The organism is Stappia sp. (assembly GCF_965276915.1).
Classification (GTDB): domain Bacteria; phylum Pseudomonadota; class Alphaproteobacteria; order Rhizobiales; family Stappiaceae; genus Stappia.
The window spans coordinates 653,255-672,663 of the sequence record NZ_OZ255709.1 but is presented as its reverse complement, the minus strand read 5'-3'; the positions used below and the strand labels follow the sequence as shown (position 1 = coordinate 672,663).

Annotated in this window: 19 protein-coding genes; 6 read left to right on the top strand and 13 right to left on the bottom strand. The window is 66.9% G+C overall.

Annotated features, from left to right (window positions below):
• Positions 1-99: 99 nt before the first annotated feature.
• Positions 100-1,251: a 3-dehydroquinate synthase gene (aroB, locus tag ACQY46_RS03105; protein WP_428698851.1), complete on the bottom strand. Its 1,152-nt coding sequence runs from the start codon at positions 1,249-1,251 to the stop codon at positions 100-102.
• A 14-nt stretch (positions 1,252-1,265) separates the two neighbouring features.
• Entirely contained in the window at positions 1,266-1,886 is a 621-nt protein-coding gene (locus tag ACQY46_RS03100) for a shikimate kinase (protein ID WP_428698850.1), read from the bottom strand.
• Positions 1,887-2,070: 184 nt separating this feature from the next.
• Between ACQY46_RS03100 and ACQY46_RS03095 the strand changes: the two genes are divergently transcribed.
• The gene (locus tag ACQY46_RS03095) at positions 2,071-2,214 is read left to right on the top strand and encodes a hypothetical protein (RefSeq protein WP_428698849.1); all 144 of its coding nucleotides are present in this window, start codon (positions 2,071-2,073) and stop codon (positions 2,212-2,214) included.
• A gap of 49 nt (positions 2,215-2,263) precedes the next feature.
• Positions 2,264-3,208: a site-specific tyrosine recombinase XerD gene (xerD, locus tag ACQY46_RS03090; RefSeq protein WP_428698848.1), complete on the top strand. Its 945-nt coding sequence runs from the start codon at positions 2,264-2,266 to the stop codon at positions 3,206-3,208.
• Between the two features lie 70 nt (positions 3,209-3,278).
• Here the strand turns inward: xerD and iaaH are convergent, their stop codons facing one another.
• From iaaH to ACQY46_RS03075, 3 genes are all read right to left on the bottom strand, one after another.
• Positions 3,279-4,760: an indoleacetamide hydrolase gene (gene iaaH / locus ACQY46_RS03085; protein WP_428698847.1), complete on the bottom strand. Its 1,482-nt coding sequence runs from the start codon at positions 4,758-4,760 to the stop codon at positions 3,279-3,281.
• A 111-nt stretch (positions 4,761-4,871) separates the two neighbouring features.
• Positions 4,872-5,678, bottom strand: coding sequence for a response regulator transcription factor (locus ACQY46_RS03080; RefSeq protein WP_428698846.1), 807 nt, complete (start codon positions 5,676-5,678; stop codon positions 4,872-4,874).
• Between the two features lie 73 nt (positions 5,679-5,751).
• A complete protein-coding gene (locus ACQY46_RS03075; protein WP_428698845.1) occupies positions 5,752-6,804 on the bottom strand; it encodes a MaoC family dehydratase in 1,053 nt (350 codons plus the stop codon).
• A gap of 267 nt (positions 6,805-7,071) precedes the next feature.
• Between ACQY46_RS03075 and ACQY46_RS03070 the strand changes: the two genes are divergently transcribed.
• The 3 genes from ACQY46_RS03070 to ACQY46_RS03060 all read left to right on the top strand — a co-directional run bounded on the left by ACQY46_RS03070 (position 7,072) and on the right by ACQY46_RS03060 (position 9,209).
• Complete coding sequence (locus ACQY46_RS03070) at positions 7,072-7,761, top strand: carbonic anhydrase (RefSeq protein WP_428698844.1); 690 nt, start codon at positions 7,072-7,074, stop codon at positions 7,759-7,761.
• 136 nt (positions 7,762-7,897) lie between these two features.
• Positions 7,898-8,884, top strand: coding sequence for a sodium-dependent bicarbonate transport family permease (locus ACQY46_RS03065; RefSeq protein ID WP_428698843.1), 987 nt, complete (start codon positions 7,898-7,900; stop codon positions 8,882-8,884).
• Positions 8,885-8,897: 13 nt separating this feature from the next.
• Positions 8,898-9,209, top strand: a complete 312-nt coding sequence (locus ACQY46_RS03060) for a DUF190 domain-containing protein (protein WP_306030321.1) — start codon at positions 8,898-8,900, stop codon at positions 9,207-9,209.
• A 30-nt stretch (positions 9,210-9,239) separates the two neighbouring features.
• On the opposite strand, the gene ACQY46_RS03055 is transcribed toward ACQY46_RS03060, so the two are convergent.
• The 8 genes from ACQY46_RS03055 to ACQY46_RS03020 all read right to left on the bottom strand — a co-directional run bounded on the left by ACQY46_RS03055 (position 9,240) and on the right by ACQY46_RS03020 (position 18,771).
• A complete protein-coding gene (locus ACQY46_RS03055) occupies positions 9,240-9,788 on the bottom strand; it encodes a class I SAM-dependent methyltransferase (protein WP_428698842.1) in 549 nt (182 codons plus the stop codon).
• Positions 9,785-10,777, bottom strand: coding sequence for a GDP-L-fucose synthase family protein (locus ACQY46_RS03050; protein ID WP_428698841.1), 993 nt, complete (start codon positions 10,775-10,777; stop codon positions 9,785-9,787). Before ACQY46_RS03050 ends, ACQY46_RS03055 begins: the two co-directional genes overlap by 4 nt.
• Complete coding sequence (gene gmd / locus ACQY46_RS03045; protein WP_428698840.1) at positions 10,774-11,856, bottom strand: GDP-mannose 4,6-dehydratase; 1,083 nt, start codon at positions 11,854-11,856, stop codon at positions 10,774-10,776. Before gmd ends, ACQY46_RS03050 begins: the two co-directional genes overlap by 4 nt.
• Before the next feature lie 163 nt (positions 11,857-12,019).
• A complete protein-coding gene (locus ACQY46_RS03040) occupies positions 12,020-12,844 on the bottom strand; it encodes an RNA polymerase factor sigma-32 (RefSeq protein WP_428700396.1) in 825 nt (274 codons plus the stop codon).
• A 427-nt stretch (positions 12,845-13,271) separates the two neighbouring features.
• Positions 13,272-13,868, bottom strand: a complete 597-nt coding sequence (locus tag ACQY46_RS03035) for a CarD family transcriptional regulator (RefSeq protein ID WP_428698839.1) — start codon at positions 13,866-13,868, stop codon at positions 13,272-13,274.
• 400 nt (positions 13,869-14,268) lie between these two features.
• Positions 14,269-14,607 carry a ferredoxin FdxA gene (gene fdxA / locus ACQY46_RS03030; protein WP_428698838.1) on the bottom strand — a complete coding sequence of 113 codons (339 nt, stop codon included), beginning with the start codon at positions 14,605-14,607 and terminating at the stop codon, positions 14,269-14,271.
• A 281-nt stretch (positions 14,608-14,888) separates the two neighbouring features.
• Positions 14,889-15,371 carry an RNA-binding S4 domain-containing protein gene (locus tag ACQY46_RS03025; protein ID WP_428698837.1) on the bottom strand — a complete coding sequence of 161 codons (483 nt, stop codon included), beginning with the start codon at positions 15,369-15,371 and terminating at the stop codon, positions 14,889-14,891.
• A gap of 58 nt (positions 15,372-15,429) precedes the next feature.
• Positions 15,430-18,771, bottom strand: a complete 3,342-nt coding sequence (locus ACQY46_RS03020) for a helicase-related protein (RefSeq protein WP_428698836.1) — start codon at positions 18,769-18,771, stop codon at positions 15,430-15,432.
• Here ACQY46_RS03020 and ACQY46_RS03015 point away from each other — a divergent pair.
• Entirely contained in the window at positions 18,771-18,899 is a 129-nt protein-coding gene (locus ACQY46_RS03015) for a hypothetical protein (protein WP_428698835.1), read from the top strand. The two genes, ACQY46_RS03020 and ACQY46_RS03015, sit on opposite strands and share 1 nt — an antisense overlap.
• The last annotated feature ends 510 nt before the right edge of the window (positions 18,900-19,409 follow it).

Genomic DNA, 19,409 nt, shown 5'->3' with positions numbered 1-19,409 from the left:
GAAAACGCGGTAAGTCAGAAAACCGGGCCGCCCTCGCGGGCAACCCGGGCAAGTCCTCGCCCGGTCCGTCCGCGAGGACGACAGGCCGCTTCGGGTTCGTCAGGCGCCCCGTGCCAGTTCGTCGGTGAGGAAGCCGTGCAGCCGCGCCGGATCGACGCCGCGCTCGACATAGGCCTCGCCGATACCACGCACCAGAACGAAGGTCAGGGCGCCGCGGCTCACCTTCTTGTCCTGCGCCATGATATCCAGAAACGTGTCGGCCGGTGGCATTTGTCCGGGGATATCCCCGATATGGGTCGGCAGTCCGACGGCGGCAAGATGCGCCGCCACGCGGGCGCAGTCGTCGACGCCGCAAAGGCCCAGCGTCCGGGAGAAGTCGAAGGCGAGCCGCATGCCGATGGCAACGCCCTCGCCATGCACCAGCCGGGTGCCGTCATAGGCGACGATGGCCTCCAGCGCGTGGCCGAACGTGTGGCCGAGATTGAGCAGGGCCCGCTCGCCGGCCTCGAACTCGTCGGCCGCGACAACACGCGCCTTGGCCCGGCAGGAGGCGGCAATCGCCTCCTCGCGCTCGGGGCCGCCGGCAAAGACCGCGCGGTGGTTCGCCTCGAGCCAGGAGAAGAAGGGGGCATCGCCAAGCAGGCCGTATTTGACGACCTCCGCGTAGCCGGCGCGGAACTCGCGCGGGCTGAGCGTGTCGAGCACGGACGTGTCGGCGAGCACCAGCACGGGCTGGTGGAAGGCGCCGATCAGGTTCTTGCCGTGGCGGACGTTGATGCCGGTCTTGCCGCCGACGGAACTGTCCACCTGGGCGAGCAGGCTTGTCGGCATCTGCACGAAGGGCATGCCGCGCCGCACGCTGGCGGCGACGAAACCGGCAAGGTCGCCGACGACCCCGCCGCCAAGGGCAACGATCGCGTCGCCGCGCTCGAGCCGCGCCTCGAGCACCCGGTCGCAGACGGTCTCGAACACGTCGAAGCGCTTGCTCGCCTCGCCGGGCGGCAGCAGGATCGAGACGAAGCCGATGGCGGCCGCCTCCAGCGAATCCTGCAGGGCGGACAGGTGATGCCTGGCGACCGTTTCGTCGGTGACGACGGCGACGCGGGCACCGGGCAGCGCCTCCGCGATGCGCGCGCCGGCACCCGACAGCAGGTCGCGGCCGATCAGGATGTCGTAGGACCGGGTGCCGAGATCGACGGCGACCCTCTGCGCGGCGATGTCGTCTGTGTGCGGGTCTGCAGCCTGTGTCATCGGGTCCCTTGCGGTCATGGTGTTTCGGCTTCGGCGGATGCGACGGCGGGTTCTGCGGCGAGGCCGAGATGCCGTTCCAGCGCCTCTACAATGTCGACGACGACGGCTTCATGCGGCACGTCACGCGACCAGATAGCGACATCGGCCAGGGCATAGAAGGGCTCGCGGTCGGCCAACAGCTGGCGCAGGACCGCCTCCGGGTCCGGGGCGTTGAGCAGCGGCCGGGTCGGCTTGCGGCGCACCCGGCTCATGATCAGGCCAAGTTCGGCCCGCAGCCAGACGGCGATGCCGGCGGCCCGGATCTCGTCGCGCGTTTCCGCGCTCATGTAGGCTCCCCCGCCGGTGGCAAGCACTTGCGGCCCGCTCTTCAGCAACCGGGCGATGACACGCTGTTCCCCGGCGCGGAAATAGGGTTCGCCATGCTGTTCGAAAATCTCCGGGATCGTGAGGTTCGCGGCCGCCTCGATCTCGGTGTCGGCGTCGACGAAGGAGAGGTCGAGCGCCTGCGACAACCTGCGTCCGACGCTGGATTTTCCGCAGCCCATGATGCCGACCAGCACGATGGAACGCCCGTCCAGCCGTTCGACAAGCCTGGCGACTCTCGCCTGCTCGATGATTTTCGGAACCGCGGACATCGGATGGCGCTCTCCCCTCGCATCCCATCGCTTTGCCCTTGTCCGGGCCCGATAGTCAAGCCTTGGCGGGTCGTGGGCGCCATTTCGCCGGCACACCATGGCGCCTGCGCGCTTGCATGGGGGCGGCGGCTTGTCCGATAAGGGGAGACCATCGATCAAACCGACAGGGTCGAACGCCGGTCCCATGCCCACGCTTACCCGCCTGCTGCTCGTCCTCGTGGCCCTTGCCGGTATCGGCACCGGCACGATCTATGCGCTTGGAACCCTTGTGGAACCGGATCCGCATGAGATCACCGTGCGGCTCCGGATGGACGGCTTCGGGCGCTGAACGACGCTCAAGGGGCGTTTCGGCGGCGGGCGGCAGGAGGACTGGGCGAATGGCGGGTGACGGGCTGCTCCTGGAAGGGTTCCTGGAAATGCTGTCGGCGGAACGCGGCGCTGCCGAGAACACGCTCGAGAGCTATCGCCGCGACCTGGAGGATTTTTCGGGTTTCCTGGCCGGCCGAAAAGCCTCGCTTGCCGGCGCGGACAAGAACGCGGTCACCGCCTACCTGTCGCATCTGACCGCACGCGGCTTTGCCGCCAGTTCGCAGGCGCGCCGGCTGTCGGCCCTGCGTCAGTTCTACCGGCACCTGTTCACCGAGGGCCTTCGCGGCGACGACCCGACCCGCACGGTGGCAACGCCCAAGCGCCGCGCCGCCCTGCCCAAGGTGCTCGGTATCGAGGAGGTCGACCGGCTGCTTGACGCGGCGCGGACGGCTACGCTGGTCGAGGCGCCCTCGCCGGCAGCCGCACTCAGGGCCCTGCGCATGCATGCGTTGCTCGAGGTTCTCTACGCCACGGGCTTGCGCGTCTCGGAGCTTGTCTCGCTGCCCCTGTCGGCGGCGCTGCGCGACGAGCGGCTGATCGCGGTGACCGGCAAGGGAAACAAGGAGCGCCTGGTGCCTCTCAGCCAGGCGGCGCGCGCGGCGATGCGCGCCTATGTGGCGCGCCGGCGCGGCGAGGGCGTTTACACGCAAAGCCGCTGGCTGTTTCCCTCGCACGGGGAAAGCGGGCATTTCACCCGCCAGGCCTTTGCCCGCGACCTGAAGGAGCTTGCCGTGTCCGCCGGGCTCGAACCGGGCATGCTGTCGCCGCATGTCCTGCGCCACGCCTTCGCCTCGCATCTGCTGCAGAACGGCGCCGACCTGCGGGTCGTGCAGCAGTTGCTCGGCCATGCGGACATCTCGACGACCCAGATCTACACCCATGTGCTCGACGAGCGCCTCGCCGCGCTTGTCGAGAGCCATCATCCGCTGGCCGGTCCCGGGTCGAAGGGCTAGGACCAACCCCGGGAGCGGTGCCGGCCCTGGGTCCATCAGGGAGGGGCCGACCGGACGGTCGGCCCGGTCCTTATCGCGGCGCCGGCGTTGCCGGCAGCATCGCCTCGACCGCAAGTGCGATCGCCAGCAGGTGCCGGTCGGAAAAGGCCGGCCCATCGAGTTCCAGGCCTACGGGAAGGCCGTCGCGCGTCAGGCCGGCCGGCAGTGAAATCCCCGGTATGCCGGCATTCGAGCCCGGGTCCGTGTTGCGGATGAAGGTCGGGAAGGTCGGCGCCGGCTTGCCGTTCAGCATCACCGTTTCGTCCGACCCCTCGATGGGTTGCGCCGGCAGCGGCGTGGTGGGGAAGGCAATGGCGTCGAGGTCGTGGCGGGCGAAGGTCTCGGCATAAAGCGCCTGAAGCCTTGGCCGGCCGTTTCCGATCGCGTCCTGATAGACAGCGTCCGGGATTGCCTTGTCGCCGAGGATGAGCTCGTCGAAGACGAAACGGACGTCGGGGCTGGCGATTTCGTCCGCCACTGCCGCGAGGTCCCGGTCGGTGCCGTGTTCCGCAAGGAAGGCGGCGAGATCGCGTTTCGCCTCCCAAAGCGCGATCGGAAAACCGATCCGGTTGTTGAGTTCCGTGACAGCGGCCATGTCGAGCGGCACGAGGGTCACTCCGGCTGCCTCCATGGCATCAAGCGCTGCCTGGGCGAGGCGGCGGGTTTCCGGGTCGAGGTCCGTGTGGAACGCGGCCGGGACGCCGATCCTGATGCCGGCCGGGAGCGCCGGCTCGAGCGCGGTCGGTGTTTCCGTGATGATGCCGTCAAGCAGCACGATGTCTGCGACGGTGCGGGCCATCGGTCCTGCGGTGTCGCGGGTGTGGGAGATGGGTACGATACCGGCCTGCGGATAGCGTCCGCTGCTCGGCCGGAAGCCGGCGATGCCGTTGAGCGCTGCGGGAATGCGCGCCGATCCGCCCGTGTCGGTTCCAAGTCCGGCGGGCGCAAGACGTCCGCCGATGGCAGCAGCCGTTCCCCCGCTCGATCCGCCGGCGAAACGGGACGGGTCATAGGCATTGGCGACCGCGCCGAAACCGGCGTTGTTGGACGTGATGCCGAAGGCGAGTTCATGCAGGTTGGTCTTGCCGAGGACGAGCGCACCGGCAGCGCGCAACCGCGCGACAACGGGAGCGTCCGTCTCGGGCGTCCATCCTTTCAGCGCGGGCGTGCCTGCGGTGGTCGCCAGGCCGGACGTCGCGATATTGTCCTTGATGACGATCGGTACGCCGTGCAGCGGTCCTGCCGCTTCGCCGCGCGCCATGGCGGCATCCGCATCGCGGGCGCCTTCCCTGGCGCCCTGCGCGTCGATCGCGATGAAGGCGTTTCCGCTTTTCGCCGCCGCGATCCTTTCGAGCAGCGTCTCGACGAGCGCTGCGGATGTGGTGTCGCCGCTGGCGATGGCCCGCGCCGCCTGTCCGGCGCTCATTTCTGCAAGGTCCTGTTCGGCTGCGGCCGCCGAGGCGGCCAACGTCAGCGAGGCGGAAAACAGGATCGTGGTCAAACAGCGTTGCATGCCGGTTCCTCCCTTTAAGTCCCGGTCCGGGACCGGGTCATGAAGCAGACAAAAAAGCGGCTCCGCCTCATCGCAAATGAGGAGAAACGCAACTTTCGGCATTTCGGCAGATTAGGGGGTCGACTTCCGCGTCGTGTCGGGCCGGTTGCTGTCGGCGAGACCGGACAGGCGTCCGGCCAGCGCCGTGCGGCCGTCGAGACCGGATTTCTGGAAAATGTTGCGCAGATGGGTGCGCAGGGTGGTCACGGAGATTCCCATCGTTCGGGCGATTTCCGTGTCCCGCTGGCCCGTTCCGGCGCAGGCCAGGACTTCGGCTTCGCGGCGGGTAAGGGACCACTGCCGGGCGAGTGCGCTGAGCCGTGTCCTGGGATCCGCCGCGTTGAGCCGGCTTTCGAAGCTGCGCAACGAGCAGAGAGCATTGCGAAAGGCTTCGCCTACCGCATCGAGAATGTCGAGCTCCCGGCGTTCGAAGCTCTCGCGACCGCGCCGCCGCCAGATCCTGATGTCGCCGATATGGTCGGTGCCGTCATGGGCATGGAAGTTCATGCCGTGGTGGAGACCGTCGCGAGCGAGGAAATCATTGAAGAACTCGGTCCGCATCAGGTCCTCCTGCGCCATGATCGTGTTGACATGGGTGGCGCGGCGGCACCGCTGAAGCGGCCGCGTGATGGGATCGCGGAACTGATAGTGGCGGTCGTAGCCGGCGAGGTTGTCGATGCTCATGTTGATGGCGACGCGCTGGGCATATCCGCTGCCATCGGCCTGCCAGACATAGGAGGCGTAGAAATCGGCCTGCAGCAGTTCCAGCAACCGCTGCCCGGTGCGTTCGCGCAGCGCCGGGCTGTCCGTCAGGCGCGTCAGATCCTGCATGATCCCGAAAAGCAGGCCGGCTTCGCGGGCGGAAAGGGTGGTGAGCATGTCGTCCTCCGCGGGGACAGTCTATCCCCCTGGCCGGCGAAGAACCACAGGTCAATGGCCGGAACGCGCGGCGCTAGCGGGGCATCAGGGTCCAGCAGTCGAAGTCGAGAATGACGCTCTCGTCATAGGCGCCGTCCGCGTCGAGGAGCGGGAAGTCGTGGCAGGGCCGGTCGCGCGTCGCGATCATGCGCAGGCGGAGGGCTCCGACATCCTGGCGGCCGGAGATCGACGCGGTCTCCAGCACCTGCGACCAGGCGAAGACCGTGTCGCCGGCAAAGAGCGGCGCCACATGCCGTCCGGCGTTGATCCCGGCGACATGAAAGGCGTTGCCGAGGCCGTTGAAGGAAAGCGCGCGGGCGATCGAGATGACATGGCCGCCATAGATCAGGCGGCGGCCGAAGCGGCCCTGCCCTTCCGTGAACTGGTTGAAATGCACCTTGGCCGTGTTCTGGTAGAGGCGCGTTGCGATCTGGTGCTCGGCTTCCTCCACCGTCATGCCGTCGACATGGTCGATGCGTTCGCCGACCGCGTAGTCGCCGAAACGGTGCGGTGCGCCGGAAAGGCCGTTGTCCCAGGCTTGCGGGTCGATCAGCGGACAGGCATCGCCCAGCCCGTCCGGGTCGATCGCCTCGGGCAGGTCCGGCACCAGCGGATCCGGCGCCGGACTGGCCGGATCGCGCTTCTTCACCATGACCCAGCGGACATAATCGAGCACTTCTGTGCCGTCCTGCTTGTAACCGGTGGAGCGTACATAGACGACGCCGGTCCTGCCGTTGGAGTTCTCCTTGACGCCGATCACCTCGGACACGGCCGACAGCGTGTCGCCGGGATAGACGGGTGCCAGGAAGCGCCCGCCCGCGTAGCCGAGATTGGCGACCGCGTTGAGGGAGATGTCCGGCACTGTCTTGCCGAAGACGATGTGGAAGACGAGCAGGTCGTCGACCGGCGCCTGCGGATAGCGGATCGCGCTGGCGAAGGTATCGGAGGACTGGACGGCGAAGCGGGAGCCGTAGAGTGCGGTGTAGAGCGCCGCGTCGCCGCCCGTCACCGTGCGCGGGGTCGCATGGCGCAGCACCTGGCCGACGCTGAAATCCTCGAAAAAATGTCCTGAACTGGTCTTGCTCACTCCCACGCTCCCCTGCCGTTCTGTCGCGGTGCCTTCGCGGGTGCAATAAGACAGGTTGGCGACGCAGCACGCAAGCGCGACCTTCCGGTGACGCGACGCCGAATGTTCCCGCGCCGCTTCACGGCTGGACGTTGCGTCGGCTTGCGCATAGGTTCTGCCGCCAGTCGCATGGGGCCTGCGGATTGACGTAGGCTGGCGGGGCTGTCGGCGAACCGGCCGACAGGAGACTTGGCGAACAGGACGTGGCGAACAGGACGGATGACGACAATGGCACCTGACACGGACGGACCGGCTGCGACCGCATTTCCGCGGGAGTTGCTTACCGGGTATCGCGGTTATCTGGAAAACGCGCATCGGGCGAGCCGCCCCGACTACGAGCGGTTGGCGCTTTACGGCCAACAGCCCGAGGTGATGGTCGTCTCGTGTTGCGACAGCCGCGTCACTCCGGAGGGTATTTTCAGCGCCGGGCCGGGTGAGCTCTTCGTGGTGCGCAACGTCGCCAATCTGGTTCCGCCCTATACGCCCGACAATGATTATCACTCGACCAGCGCGGCTCTCGAGTTTGCCGTCCAGGCGCTCAAGGTGCGCCACATCGTCGTGATGGGCCACGGCCAGTGCGGCGGCGTGAAGGCATTCCTCAATCAGGACGCGGCGCCGCTGTCTCCGGGCGATTTCATCGGCAAGTGGATGACGCTGCTGGAACCGGCGGCCGAATTCCGCTGCCTGAAGATCGAGCGGGACGACGATCCGCAGCTGGCGCTGGAATATGCCGGCGTGCGCCAGTCGCTTGTCAACCTGCGCAGTTTTCCGTGCGTCCGCATCCTGGAGGAAAAGGGGCGACTGTCGCTGCACGGGGCCTGGTTCGACATCGGCTCGGGCGAGTTGCGCCTGCTCGATCCGCAAACCGACCGCTTCCACACCGCATCGACCCTGCCCGATCCTGCATCGGCCCGCTGAGGGCGAGGAAAAAAACGCGGTGCCGGCAGGCGCGCCGGATTGAATTTTTCCAGGCCCGTTCCAGATAGGCGATTTACGTGGTTTTCCGTACCCGGCGCCGTCATTCGGCAATCGGGTTCCGGTTCTGGGGGGAGTGATGGGTGATACCCTGGCGATAGCCTTGTCGAACCTTGGTTCGCCGATGGTGCTGTTCTTCGCGCTGGGCGCCGCGGCGGCGCTTGCGCGGTCCGACCTGGCGTTGCCGGAGGCGGTGGCGAAGGCCCTGGCGCTCTATCTGATGCTGGCGATCGGTTTCAAGGGAGGTGTCGGCGTCGCCGCTCACGGCCTTGATCTCGGCCTCGTCGTGACGCTCGCCGCGGGGGCGGTTCTGTCCGCCTTCGTGCCGCTCGTCGCCTTCGTCCTGCTGTCCTGGATGTCGTCCCTGCCGCGCGTCGACCGGGCGGCGGTCGCTGGTCACTACGGCTCGATTTCCATCGTCACCCTGGTGGCGGCGAGCGAGAGCGTGCAGGGTCTGGGCCTTGCTTATGAGGGCTATATCGTCGCGGTCGCGGCGGTGATGGAGACCCCGGCGATCCTTGTCGCGCTGTGGCTCGCCTCTCGCGGCGATGGCCGCCGTCCGGCGGCGGAGGATCACGGAGGCGGCCTTTTCCGCGAGATCGCCCTTAATGGCTCCGTTATCGTGCTGATCGGCGCCTTCGTCATCGGCATGATCACCGGCGAGAAGGGCCTTGCGGATATCGCGCCGTTCATCGTCGACCCGTTCAAGGGGATCCTGTGCCTGTTCCTGCTCGACATGGGAGTGATCGCCGGACGCGGTCTGCGTGCGGGTTATCGCAGCATGACGCCGGGTGTGATCGGCTTCGGCCTCCTGATGCCGCTTGTCGGCGCGGCGATCGCGACACCGTTTGCCTGGTTGTGCGGCTTGTCGGCCGGCGGCGCAGCGCTGCTGATTACCCTGACCGCGTCGGCGTCGTATATCGCGGTTCCGGCAGCGATGCGCATCGCCCTGCCCGAGGCGCGCCCGGCCATCTACCTGACGCTGTCGCTGGGCATTACCTTCCCGTTCAACCTGACGCTCGGCATCCCGCTCTATGCGGCCATCGGGCAACTGATTGCATCATGAAGGGATGGCGATCATGAGGACCTACGCGAAGAAGCGGATCGAGATCATTGTCGAGGCGCCCGTGCAGGATCGCCTGACCGCCCTTCTCGACCGGCTGCAGGTCACCGGCTACACGGTGCTGCCGGCACTCGGCGGCCGCGGGCGCGGCGGCGAGTGGAGCCGGGAGGGCATGGTCGGCGAGGCCGGACGCATGATCGTCATCGTCTGCATCCTGTCGGCCGAACGCGCCGACGAGGTCATGGATCCGGTTTTTGCCATGGTGGCGCGCCAGGCCGGGATCGTTTCCGTCTCGGACGTCCAGGTGGTGCGGCCGGAGCACTTCTGAGCGCGTCGTCATGCCGGCGCGCCGGGCTGCCTATTTCACGCCTTCCAGGTTGAGGCTGACAAGCCGGCCGGTGTCCTTGGCCATGTGCGGCAGATAGGCTTGCGAGTAATCGTCGAGGGAACTGTGCTCCGTCTCGCGCCAGTCCCAGCGGCGGGTTGCGGAAAACCCGACCTCGCGCAAGGCGGCGGAGAGCGTTTCCTCGTCGAAGGCGACCTTGTGGTAGTCGTACTGGTCGCGCTGGCCGCCGACGAGCAAGCCCATCACGTGGGGCAGGCCAAACCCGTTCGAGGCGTCCAGGTAGAGTTCGGCGGCGGCGCGGAAATCGGGCACCGCGATGCGCAGCACGCCGCCGGGCGCCAGCACCCTGCACCATTCGGCCAGCACGGCCTTGTATTCGTTGCGGCCGAAATGCTCCAGCACGTGGCAGGCATAGATCAGCCGAACCGTGCCGTCCTCGATGAAGTAGAGATCCTCGACCGGGCCGATGCGGTCGACATGGGGGTAGTCGAGGGCGTCGACATGGTAGAAGCCGGGAATATGCTTCACGCCGCAGCCGAGATGGAGCTTTTCGATTGTCATGATGGTCTGTCTGCCTTGCCGTCGGCGCCCAGTTCGGCGCGATTGTCGAGATACCAGCGCACGGCCTGGCGGATGCCGTCCTCCAGCGAGATGCGCGGACTCCAGCCAAGCGCCGCGAGGCGGCCGGAATCCATCAGCTTGCGCGGGGTTCCGTCCGGTTTCGAGGTGTTGAAGCGCAGCATGCCGGCAAAACCGGTCTCGCGGGCGACCAGCCGCGCCAGGTTGCCGATCGAGATCTCCTGGCCAGACCCCACATTGATAGGTGCGTTTCCGTCATAGGTATCGAGCAGGAAGACGATCGCGTCTGCGAGGTCGTCGACATGCATGAATTCGCGCAAGGGCGTACCGCTGCCCCAGATCTCGACTTCCGGGCTAGCCGCTTCGGTCGCCTCGACGAACTTGCGGATCAGCGCCGGCAGGACGTGGCTCGTCGCCAGGTCGAAATTGTCGTTGGGGCCGTAGAGATTGGTCGGCATCGCCGACACGTAGGACAGGCCGTGCTGCTGGCGATAGGCCTGGCACAGGTAGACGCCGGCGATCTTGGCGATGGCGTACCACTGGTTGGTCGGTTCCAGCGGCGCGGTCATCAGCGCGTCTTCGCGGATCGGCTGCTCGGCAAATTTCGGATAGATGCAGGACGAGCCGAGAAACACCAGACGCGGGACGCCCGCTGCGGCTGCCGCGCCAATGACATTGGTCTGGATCTGAAGGTTGTCCTGCAGGAAGTCGACCGGCTGTTCGGCATTGGCCAGAATGCCGCCGACGCGGGCGGCGGCCAGGATCACCGCGTCGATCCGTTCGGCCGCGAAGAATGCGGATACCGCGGCCTGGTTGGTCAGGTCGAGTTCGCCGCGCGTGCGGGTGACGATCTCCACCGGTTCCGATTCAAGCCGTCTGCAGATGGCCGAGCCGACCATGCCGCGATGTCCGGCAACGAAGACGCGCCGCCGGGTAGGGTCGCCGGTGTTCATGTCGGCCTGCCCGCTCATTCCTCGCGCCCGTAGGCGCGGCGCGCATGGCGCTCGACACTGAGAAGCTCGAGATCGGCATCGACCATCTCGTCGACCAGGTCTTCGAAGCCGGTCATGTGGCTCCAGCCCAGCCTTTCGCGCGCCTTGGTCGGATCGCCGAGCAGCAGGTCGACTTCGGTCGGGCGGAAATAGGCAGGATCGATCGCCACCAGCAGGTCGCCGGTCTTGCGGTCGTGCCCGGTCTCTTCGACCCCCTCGCCCGACCAGACGATCTCGCGGCCGAGCCGGCCGAAGGCGCGTTCGACGAATTCGCGAACGCTGCGCGTCTCGCCAGTGGCAAGGACATAGTCGTCCGGTTCCGGCTGCTGCAGCATCCGCCACATGCCTTCGGCATAGTCACGGGCATGGCCCCAGTCGCGGCGCGCATCGATATTGCCGAGATAGAGCGATTTCTGCAGGCCCAGTTCGATCGCCGCGACGGCGCGGGTGATCTTGCGGGTGACGAAGGTCTCGCCGCGCAGCGGGCTTTCATGATTGAACAGGATGCCGTTGCTGGCGTGCATCCCGTAGGCCTCGCGATAGTTCACCGTGATCCAGTAGCCGTAGAGCTTGGCGGCCGCGTAGGGCGAGCGCGGATAGAAGGGCGTCGTCTCGCTTTGCGGGGTCTCGCGGACCTTGCCGTAGAGCTCCGATGTCGAAGCCTGGTAGAAGCGGCAGGTCTTTTCCATGCCGAGGATGCGCATCGCCTCGAGCAGTCGCAGCACGCCGATGCCGTCAGCGTTGGCGGTGTATTCGGGTGTCTCGAAGCTCACCATGACATGGCTCTGGGCGGCGAGATTGTAGATCTCGTCGGGGCGGATCTCTGCCACAAGGCGGATCAGCGAGGAGCTGTCGGTGAGATCGCCATAGTGCAGGACGAAACGGCCGTTGCCCTCGTGGCGGTCATGGATGAGCGGGTCGATCCGGCCGGTGTTGAAGGAGGAGGAACGACGTTTGAGCCCGTGCACCTCGTAGCCCTTGTCGAGCAGCAGGCGGGCCAGGTAGGCGCCATCCTGTCCGGTCACGCCGGTGATGAGCGCGCGGCGGGGTGCGGTCATGTCTCGTCCCTGTAAAGAACCGGCCCGGATCGGCCGCGTGATCGTTCCTCCTACTGCACACGGCCCGGCAGGGCAACCGGCGAGGCATCACCTCGCCGCTCGTCCTGCCAAAGCCTGCTCCCGCCGGCACCCTGCCGGGAAACGGAAGGACCCCGGCCGGAGGCTAGCCGCAATAGGCGAACTTGTCCGGCTGCACCTTGAGCAGCGCGTCGCGCAGCTTCTCCAGCGCGCGGCTCTCAATCTGCCGTACGCGCTCCTTCGAAATGCCGAGCTTCTGGCCGAGCGCCTCAAGCGTTTCGCCGTCTTCGCTCAGCCGCCGCTCGCGGACGATGCGCAATTCGCGCTCGCTGAGCACGCCAAGCGCTGACTCCAGCCAGCGGGAGCGACGCTCGGTGTCGATGGCACCGCCGACCATCTCCTCGGGCAGCGGGTCGCCGGACACCAGGAAATCCTGCCTGTCTGCGCTGGCGCCGTCGGATTCCATCACCGGAGCGTTCAGCGAGGTGTCCGGGCCGGACAGGCGCGCGCTCATCATCGCGACGTCGTTGACCTTGACCCCCATCGTTGTCGCGATCTTCTCGATCAGCTCGCTTTCGGTGATGCGGGTCGTGCCGCTCGACAGTTTGGCGCGCAACCTGCGTAGGTTGAAGAACAGCGCCTTCTGGGTCGAGGACGTTCCGCCCCTGACGATCGACCAGTTGCGCAGGATGTAGTCCTGGATCGAGGCGCGGATCCACCAGGTCGCATAGGTGGAGAAACGCACCTCGCGCTCCGGCTCGAAGCGGGCCGCCGCCTCAAGCAGGCCGATATGGCCTTCCTGGATGAGATCGCTCATCGAGAGGCCGAAATTGCGGTACTTGGCGGCGACTGCGATGACGAGCCGCATATGCGCAAGGCTCAGGCGCTCGAGCGCCGCCTCGTCGCCCTTGTCGCGCCAGTCGAGGGCAAGCTGATGCTCCTCCTCGCGGCTGAGATAGGGGGCATTCATGGCCGCCCGTACGATCTGACGCCGGTTTCCGGAAAGGTAGCTCACGGTGTACACCTCCGCGCCTTGGGATCCGGGTATCGCCGCAGCGGCGCCGGAGCCGAACCTTCAAGCGTGCCCGGCAAGCTGGCGCCGGTCTCCGCTTCCATTCGTCATCTGATACGATGCCGGCGGTGCTTTGGTTCATTTCCGCCGGTCTGCCGCCTTCGGGGCGATATGGGGCTCCGGTCGCGGCAGCGTCCAGATACCCAGCATGACGCGCAAGCCCGATTAGAACCAATACAAGTTTGCGTCAGTCGCGATAAGTTTACCTGATCAGCATCCTGGCCGCCAACCGGATGCGCAAACGAAAAGGCCCGGCGCGTGTCGCGCCGGGCCCTTCTTGACTTTCAAAGGTTGCGACGCGATCGAAGCGGCCGCGAGCAGGGTATCAGGCGGCTTCGGTCTGCTCGCCATCCTCGCCCTGGGCAGCGGCGGCCGCTGCCGCCTCCGCAGCGGCCTTGCGGCTGGCGGACTTGGCCAGGTTCTGCTCGATCTGGCGGATTGCCTCGGTGTCCGAGCACTTGTTGACCGCAGCGATCTCTCGAGACATCCGGTCGAGGGCGGCCTCGTAGAGCTGACGCTCGGAGTAGGACTGCTCGGGCTGGCTGTCGGACCGGAACAGGTCGCGGACCACCTCGGCAATGGCGATCAGGTCGCCCGAATTGATCTTCGCTTCGTATTCCTGGGCGCGGCGGCTCCACATGGTGCGCTTGACGCGCGGGCGTCCGCGCACTGTCTCGAGCGCCTTCTTGACGAAGGCTGCATCCGCCAGCTTGCGCATTCCCACGGTTGCAATCTTGGCAACCGGAACTCGCAGCGTCATCTTGTCCTGTTCGAAATTGATCACCAGAAGTTCAAGCGCATATCCCGCGACGTTCTGCTCCTCGATAGCGGTGATCTGTCCGACGCCGTGTGCCGGGTAGACAATGTATTCACCGGTCTTGAAACCCTGTCTCTGCGCGGTCTTCTTCATCGTTGTTGCCATACGCCTATGCTACTCCTGCGCAGTTGCGGCCAGAAGCCGAATGGTGACGCCGTGCCGGCGTCGACCTGTCTACGGAGAAACGCACGTCCGCCAGCCCGTGCCCCACCACAAGCCGCCGGAGTCCGCTATTCGATGATCAGCCGACCGAACTCTAGCCTCGGATCAGTTCCGGGAGGGATGCCGCCCCCCTTCGCGGGAGGCGAAGGGTTCGCAACCATAAAAAAACCTCCGCTGGGAGGGGGAGACCGATGGTTCGATTACTGAGGAAAAGACCGTATCACAAAACTTGTGGATTTCCAAATATTGCAGTGCAGTTGTGCATGACGCTGCGTCACCGCGGCCGTGACGGTCGCGGTGCGCGCGGGGATTGGCGCCGGGCGCCCGGACCGGCCCGTCGGTCTCAGTCGCCGCTGCCCGGCTCGACCGAAAAATACTCTTCGTACTTGTTCTGCTTGCCGTCGAACTCTTCGGCGTCGGGCAGCTGGTCCTTCTTGACCGTGATGTTCGGCCATTTCGACGCGTATTCGGTGTTGATCTCGAGCCATTTCTCGAGACCCGGCTCCGTGTCGGGCTTGATCGCGTCGGCCGGGCATTCCGGCTCGCAGACGCCGCAATCGATGCATTCGTCGGGATGAATGACGAGCATGTTCTCGCCTTCATAGAAGCAGTCGACCGGACAGACTTCGACGCAATCCGTGTACTTGCACTTGATGCAGTTGTCCGTGACGATATAGGTCATCGCAGTCCTCTCGCGGCAGTCATTCCACCGCCGGAAGCCGGCAGGCGAACGGTGCCCAACACAGTTCTGGCCTGGAGATCGGTCCGTTGCGCGGCGTGGAAGGCGGGCGCGGCGGTCTGGCATCCGGGCGGGTCGTTGAAACTGCGTAACGGGTTTGCCGGCATGCTTCAAGTTCGGAATATGTTGTCAATCATAGTGCCCGGAGAACAATTTTCTCTTGCGCCGGGAGGGCGCGAGCACGGTCTCGTGCGATGCGCGGCGGCAAATTGCGGTGTCGTTTCCTACTCGTCGCCGCGCAACCGGTCGAGTTCGCGCCGTTCCCGCTTGGTCGGACGGCCGCTGCCGGGCTCGCGCCGGGCGGGGGCCGGCAGGTCGGCGCCAATCATCGCACCTGTGCTTCCGGCGGGCGCCGCGACGCCCTGCGGGTCCGGTTCGGCGGAGGGATCCGGGCGGGGCTGCAGGTCCTCGTAGAGCTGCTGGGCTTCCGGTGCCGGCCCGCGCCTGACGCCCGGTGCCCGTACCTTGAGCAGCCGCACGTGGTCGGCGACGACGATGGTCAACACGTCTCCGGCCCGCACCAGCTTGGCAGGCGCTGTCGTCTTGTCGCGATTGACGCGCACATGCCCGCCGCCGACCAGTTTCTGTGCCAGGCTGCGCGACTTGACGATGCGGGCGAACCACAGCCACTTGTCGAGACGTTGGGGTGGCCCGTGCGCCGCGCCGGGCAGCGCATCCGCCTTCGTGCCGGGATCGTCGTCGCTCAACGTTCTCGCACCTCCGCGCTCCGGAGTTGCCGGCTCCGACGGAGGCGGAGCGCGGCCGTCAGGTCTTGGGTTTCTTTTCGCCGGGCTTCTTCTCGAGATCTGCCTTCAGGGCAGCCAGCTTGGCAAAGGGCGAATCCGGATCGATCGCGCGTTCCGGCTTCGGTCCGCGTCCCCGGTTCCCGTCGGGCCTGTTGCCCTCCGGCCTTGGTCGCTCGCCGCGATTGCCGGGACCCTTGGCCCCGCGCGGCGCACCGCGCTGGTCGCCGCCGCGCCCCTGTTCCGGACGGGCCTGATCCGGCCGGCCATGCTGGCGGTTGCCGCCCTTGCCATGACCGCGTCCCTTGCCCGCACCCCGGGGCTGGCTTTCACCCTCCCGCTCGGCATCGCCGCCGCGCCGCGTCCGCTGGCCGGGTGCCTGGGGGCGCCGGTCGCGACGACCCGGACGCCAGATCTCGATCGTGACGGTCTCCATGACCACGTCGGGCGCGGTTTCGGGGGCGGCTTCGGTGGTCGGGGATGCGTTTTCCGTCCCGGATGCGATCTCCCCGGCGGCGTCCGTGCCATCGGTCTGCGAAACCGCTTCCGGGGTCCCGGCCTCGACGGAGGCGCCCTGTTCGTCCTGCGCGGAAACGACCTCGGGGCCGGTTTCGGGCGACACCTCGTGCGCGGTCTCGGCGACGGCGGTTTCCGCCGCGGTGGTCTCCCCGACGGGGAGTTCCGCAGTGGCGGCCTCCGATGCAACGGCCTCCGAAGCGACGGCCTCTGGGGCGACGGCCTCCGGGGCGACGACAGGGGCGACCGGCGCGTCGGCCAGAGGCTCGGCGGCAACGGGCGCGACCGTCTCGGGCTGTGCGGGGTCACTGGCAGCCGCGGCAGCGGTCTCGACCGGTGCCGGGCGCTGGATCTCGCGGGCCTCGACCCGGTATCCGAGCGATTTCAGCACGGCGGAGAAGTCCTCGCCGGCGCAACCGAGCAGCGAGGTCATCGCCACGGTGACCGTGAAGCCGCCGCCTTCGGCAATCGCCCCTTCCGGCGGCTCGACGCTGGCGTCGAGCGGCTTCCAGGAGAGCAGCGGCCGGATCAGGTCGGCGAGGCGCTCAAGAATGTCGATACGCACCGCGCGGGGCCCGCAGACGCGGAAGCCGACGACCTTGTAGAGATCCTTCGAGATCTCCGGATCGACGGTGATCGAGGTTCGCCCGGAAGCCGAGAGCTGCGGCAGCTCGGCAAGGCCCGGCATGTCCGGGGTGCCGTGTTTCAGCGCCCAGAGCTGCGCCAGCAACCGGCTCGGGGCCGGCTTCAGCAAAGCCGGCACGAAGATGTGGTAGGCGCCGAAGCGCACGCCGAGGCGGCGCAGGCCCGCCCGCATGGTCTGGTCGAGCTGGCGCACGTCCTCGCCGATCTCGGCGCGTTCGAGAATGCCGAGCGCTTCCACCAGACGGAAGGCAACGCCGCGGGCGAGCCCCTCGAGCCCCTCGCCGGCCTCCAGGTCGCGAAGCGGCTTCAGCGCCGTGTCGACATGGGTCTTCAGCCAGAGGGTCAGCCGCTGGTCGACCTTGTCCCGGTCGGCCGGTTCCAGCGTCTCTTCGCAGAGCAGGACGAGGGCGGGCGCCAACACGTTCTCGCCGGTGATGACGCGGGCGACGATCTCGCCGTGCCAGCGCAACGCGCCGTCGGAAGCGAGCGCGAAGTCCTCGTTGGGACTGCGCGACAGCCTGTCGGCGCGCTGGGTCAGCTCGCTTGCCAGTGCCTTTTGCGCAGCCGCGCGCAAGGCCTTGACGTCCAGTCCGTCCGCGGCCGGGTCCGGCGCAAAGCGGAAGCCCTGCAACTGGCCGACATGCTGTCCTTCGACAAGCACGTCTCCTGCCGATGTGATTTCCGCTTCAAGCATCGCATTCTCTCTCAGCCGTCGCATCAATACGCTGGTCCGTCGGTCGACGAAGCGCTGTGTCAGCCTCTCGTGCAAGGCATCCGACAGACGGTCTTCTACGCCGCGCGTCACGCCTTGCCAATGGGCGGGATCCGCAAGCCAGTCGCTGCGGTTGGCAACAAAGGTCCAGGTGCGGATGTGCGCCATCCGGTTGGACAGGGTGTCGATGTCTCCGTCGACGCGGTCGGCATAGGCCACCTGGCGGGCAAACCAGTCGTCGGGGACGGTGCCGTCACGGGTCAGGTGGCCATAGATTCCGGCGATCAGGTCGGCATGGTTGGCCGGCGCGATCTTGCGGTAGTCGGGCACCTGGCAAACGTCCCAGAGCAGGCGCACCCGCTCCGCCGTGGTGGTCACGCGGCGGATCGCCTCGTCCCGCACGGCATGGTCGAATGCGGTTTCGTCGGCCGAGGGCGGCGAGCGGGTGAGGCCCTGTTCGCGCGGCGGCTCGTCGAGCGAGCGGCGCAGCGTCTCGATCTGCGAAAAGTCGAGCGCCCGGTTGCGCCACTGCAAGACCCTGAGTGCGTCGAAACGGTGCGCTTCCAGCGCTTCCACAAGTTCGTCGTCGAACGGGTCGACGCGGCCCGTGACGCCAAAGGTGCCGTCACGCGTGTGCCGGCCGGCGCGGCCGCCGATCTGGCCCATCTCGGCCGGCGTCAGCATCCGGTACTGGTAGCCGTCGAACTTGCGGATGCCGGCGAAGGCGATGTGGTCGACATCGAGGTTGAGCCCCATGCCGATCGCATCCGTGGCGATCAGATGCTCGACGTCGCCGTTCTGGAACAGCTCCACCTGGGCGTTGCGGGTGCGCGGGCTGAGCGAGCCGAGCACCACCGCGGCACCGCCGTGCTGGCGGCGAATCAGCTCGGCGATCGCATAGACCTCGGATGAGGAGAAGGCGACGACGGCCGAGCGCGCCGGCAGGCGGGTGATCTTCTTCTGCCCCGAATAGGTCAGCATCGACATGCGCGGGCGCGTCACCACGTTGAGGCCCGGCAGCAGGCGTTCCAGCAGCGGGCGGGCCGTTGCCGAGCCGAGCAGCAGCGTCTCCAGCGTGCCACGCATGTTGAGGATGCGGTCGGTGAAGACGTGGCCGCGCTCCAGGTCGCCGGCAAGCTGGACCTCGTCGATGGCGACGAAGTCGGCCCGCAGGTCCAGCGGCATCGCCTCTACCGTCGACACCCAGTAGCGGGCGCCGGCGGGAATGATCTTTTCCTCGCCGGTGACCAGCGCCACCTTCTCCTCGCCGATGCGCGCGACGATGCGGCCATAGACCTCGCGCGCCAAAAGGCGCAGCGGCAGGCCGATAATGCCGCTTTCGCGGGCGATCATGCGTTCGATGGCGAGATGCGTCTTGCCGGTGTTGGTCGGCCCGAGAACGGCCGTCACCGTCCGCGCACGCACGGATGGCGGCAACTGCGCAGGGAAGGCCTGCTCCGAAAGGGGCTGCGAACGTGAGGATTGGACCATTGTCTGGCGACGACGCTGTGCGGTTCCTGGCGACGGCGATACACGGTCCGGCGCGGGAGGATGCGGCGGATCGCTGGGATGTGCCGGCGGGCCTTGGCATTGCCGGCGAACAATGCCTTGTCTGGTAGCACAGACAGCGCCGCGCTGTCGCGCCCTCTTTTGCGGCGCTCCGCAACTCTGGCGGGCACCGGCGATCCCGGGCCGCCCTTGGCGAATCGGTGCGTTGCCGAACGGGATTCCGGCTTGCGGGACGCGGTTTCGGAGAGAGAACAGAACGAGTCCTGAACAAAGCCGGACCGAATCGACGACCTGTGCGGATTCAGGTTTCGTTCCCTACGACATGTTGTGTCCTGGCCTGTCGGTGTAGCGAAATCGTGAATCGGCTCAATATCTTGGCCGTACGTCGCCGCCGATTCGCCCGATTGCGCCGATCCGGCGGATCCTTGCGATAAGATTAACCGGGTGAATTGATTTTTACAGATCGCGTTAACGTTTCGGCGAAACCGGGAACGAAGCCTGTCCGAATCGCTGACGCGACGATGTTTTTGTTTTGTTCCATCGAGATATTGTGCTTCCCTGCCGCTCAGGCGCCTTATCGTGAAGCGTTCCGCAACATGGTTTTGCAAGCTCGCATAACG

Coding starts and splice junctions, on each gene's coding strand:
- aroB (WP_428698851.1), bottom strand. CDS start 1,251: ATGACACAGGCTGCAGACCCGCACACAGACGACATCGCCGCGCAGAGG.
- ACQY46_RS03100 (WP_428698850.1), bottom strand. CDS start 1,886: ATGTCCGCGGTTCCGAAAATCATCGAGCAGGCGAGAGTCGCCAGGCTT.
- ACQY46_RS03095 (WP_428698849.1), top strand. CDS start 2,071: ATGCCCACGCTTACCCGCCTGCTGCTCGTCCTCGTGGCCCTTGCCGGT.
- xerD (WP_428698848.1), top strand. CDS start 2,264: ATGGCGGGTGACGGGCTGCTCCTGGAAGGGTTCCTGGAAATGCTGTCG.
- iaaH (WP_428698847.1), bottom strand. CDS start 4,760: ATGCAACGCTGTTTGACCACGATCCTGTTTTCCGCCTCGCTGACGTTG.
- ACQY46_RS03080 (WP_428698846.1), bottom strand. CDS start 5,678: ATGCTCACCACCCTTTCCGCCCGCGAAGCCGGCCTGCTTTTCGGGATC.
- ACQY46_RS03070 (WP_428698844.1), top strand. CDS start 7,072: ATGGCACCTGACACGGACGGACCGGCTGCGACCGCATTTCCGCGGGAG.
- ACQY46_RS03065 (WP_428698843.1), top strand. CDS start 7,898: ATGGGTGATACCCTGGCGATAGCCTTGTCGAACCTTGGTTCGCCGATG.
- ACQY46_RS03060 (WP_306030321.1), top strand. CDS start 8,898: ATGAGGACCTACGCGAAGAAGCGGATCGAGATCATTGTCGAGGCGCCC.
- ACQY46_RS03055 (WP_428698842.1), bottom strand. CDS start 9,788: ATGACAATCGAAAAGCTCCATCTCGGCTGCGGCGTGAAGCATATTCCC.
- ACQY46_RS03050 (WP_428698841.1), bottom strand. CDS start 10,777: ATGAGCGGGCAGGCCGACATGAACACCGGCGACCCTACCCGGCGGCGC.
- gmd (WP_428698840.1), bottom strand. CDS start 11,856: ATGACCGCACCCCGCCGCGCGCTCATCACCGGCGTGACCGGACAGGAT.
- ACQY46_RS03040 (WP_428700396.1), bottom strand. CDS start 12,844: ATGAATGCCCCCTATCTCAGCCGCGAGGAGGAGCATCAGCTTGCCCTC.
- ACQY46_RS03035 (WP_428698839.1), bottom strand. CDS start 13,868: ATGGCAACAACGATGAAGAAGACCGCGCAGAGACAGGGTTTCAAGACC.
- fdxA (WP_428698838.1), bottom strand. CDS start 14,607: ATGACCTATATCGTCACGGACAACTGCATCAAGTGCAAGTACACGGAT.
- ACQY46_RS03020 (WP_428698836.1), bottom strand. CDS start 18,771: ATGGTCCAATCCTCACGTTCGCAGCCCCTTTCGGAGCAGGCCTTCCCT.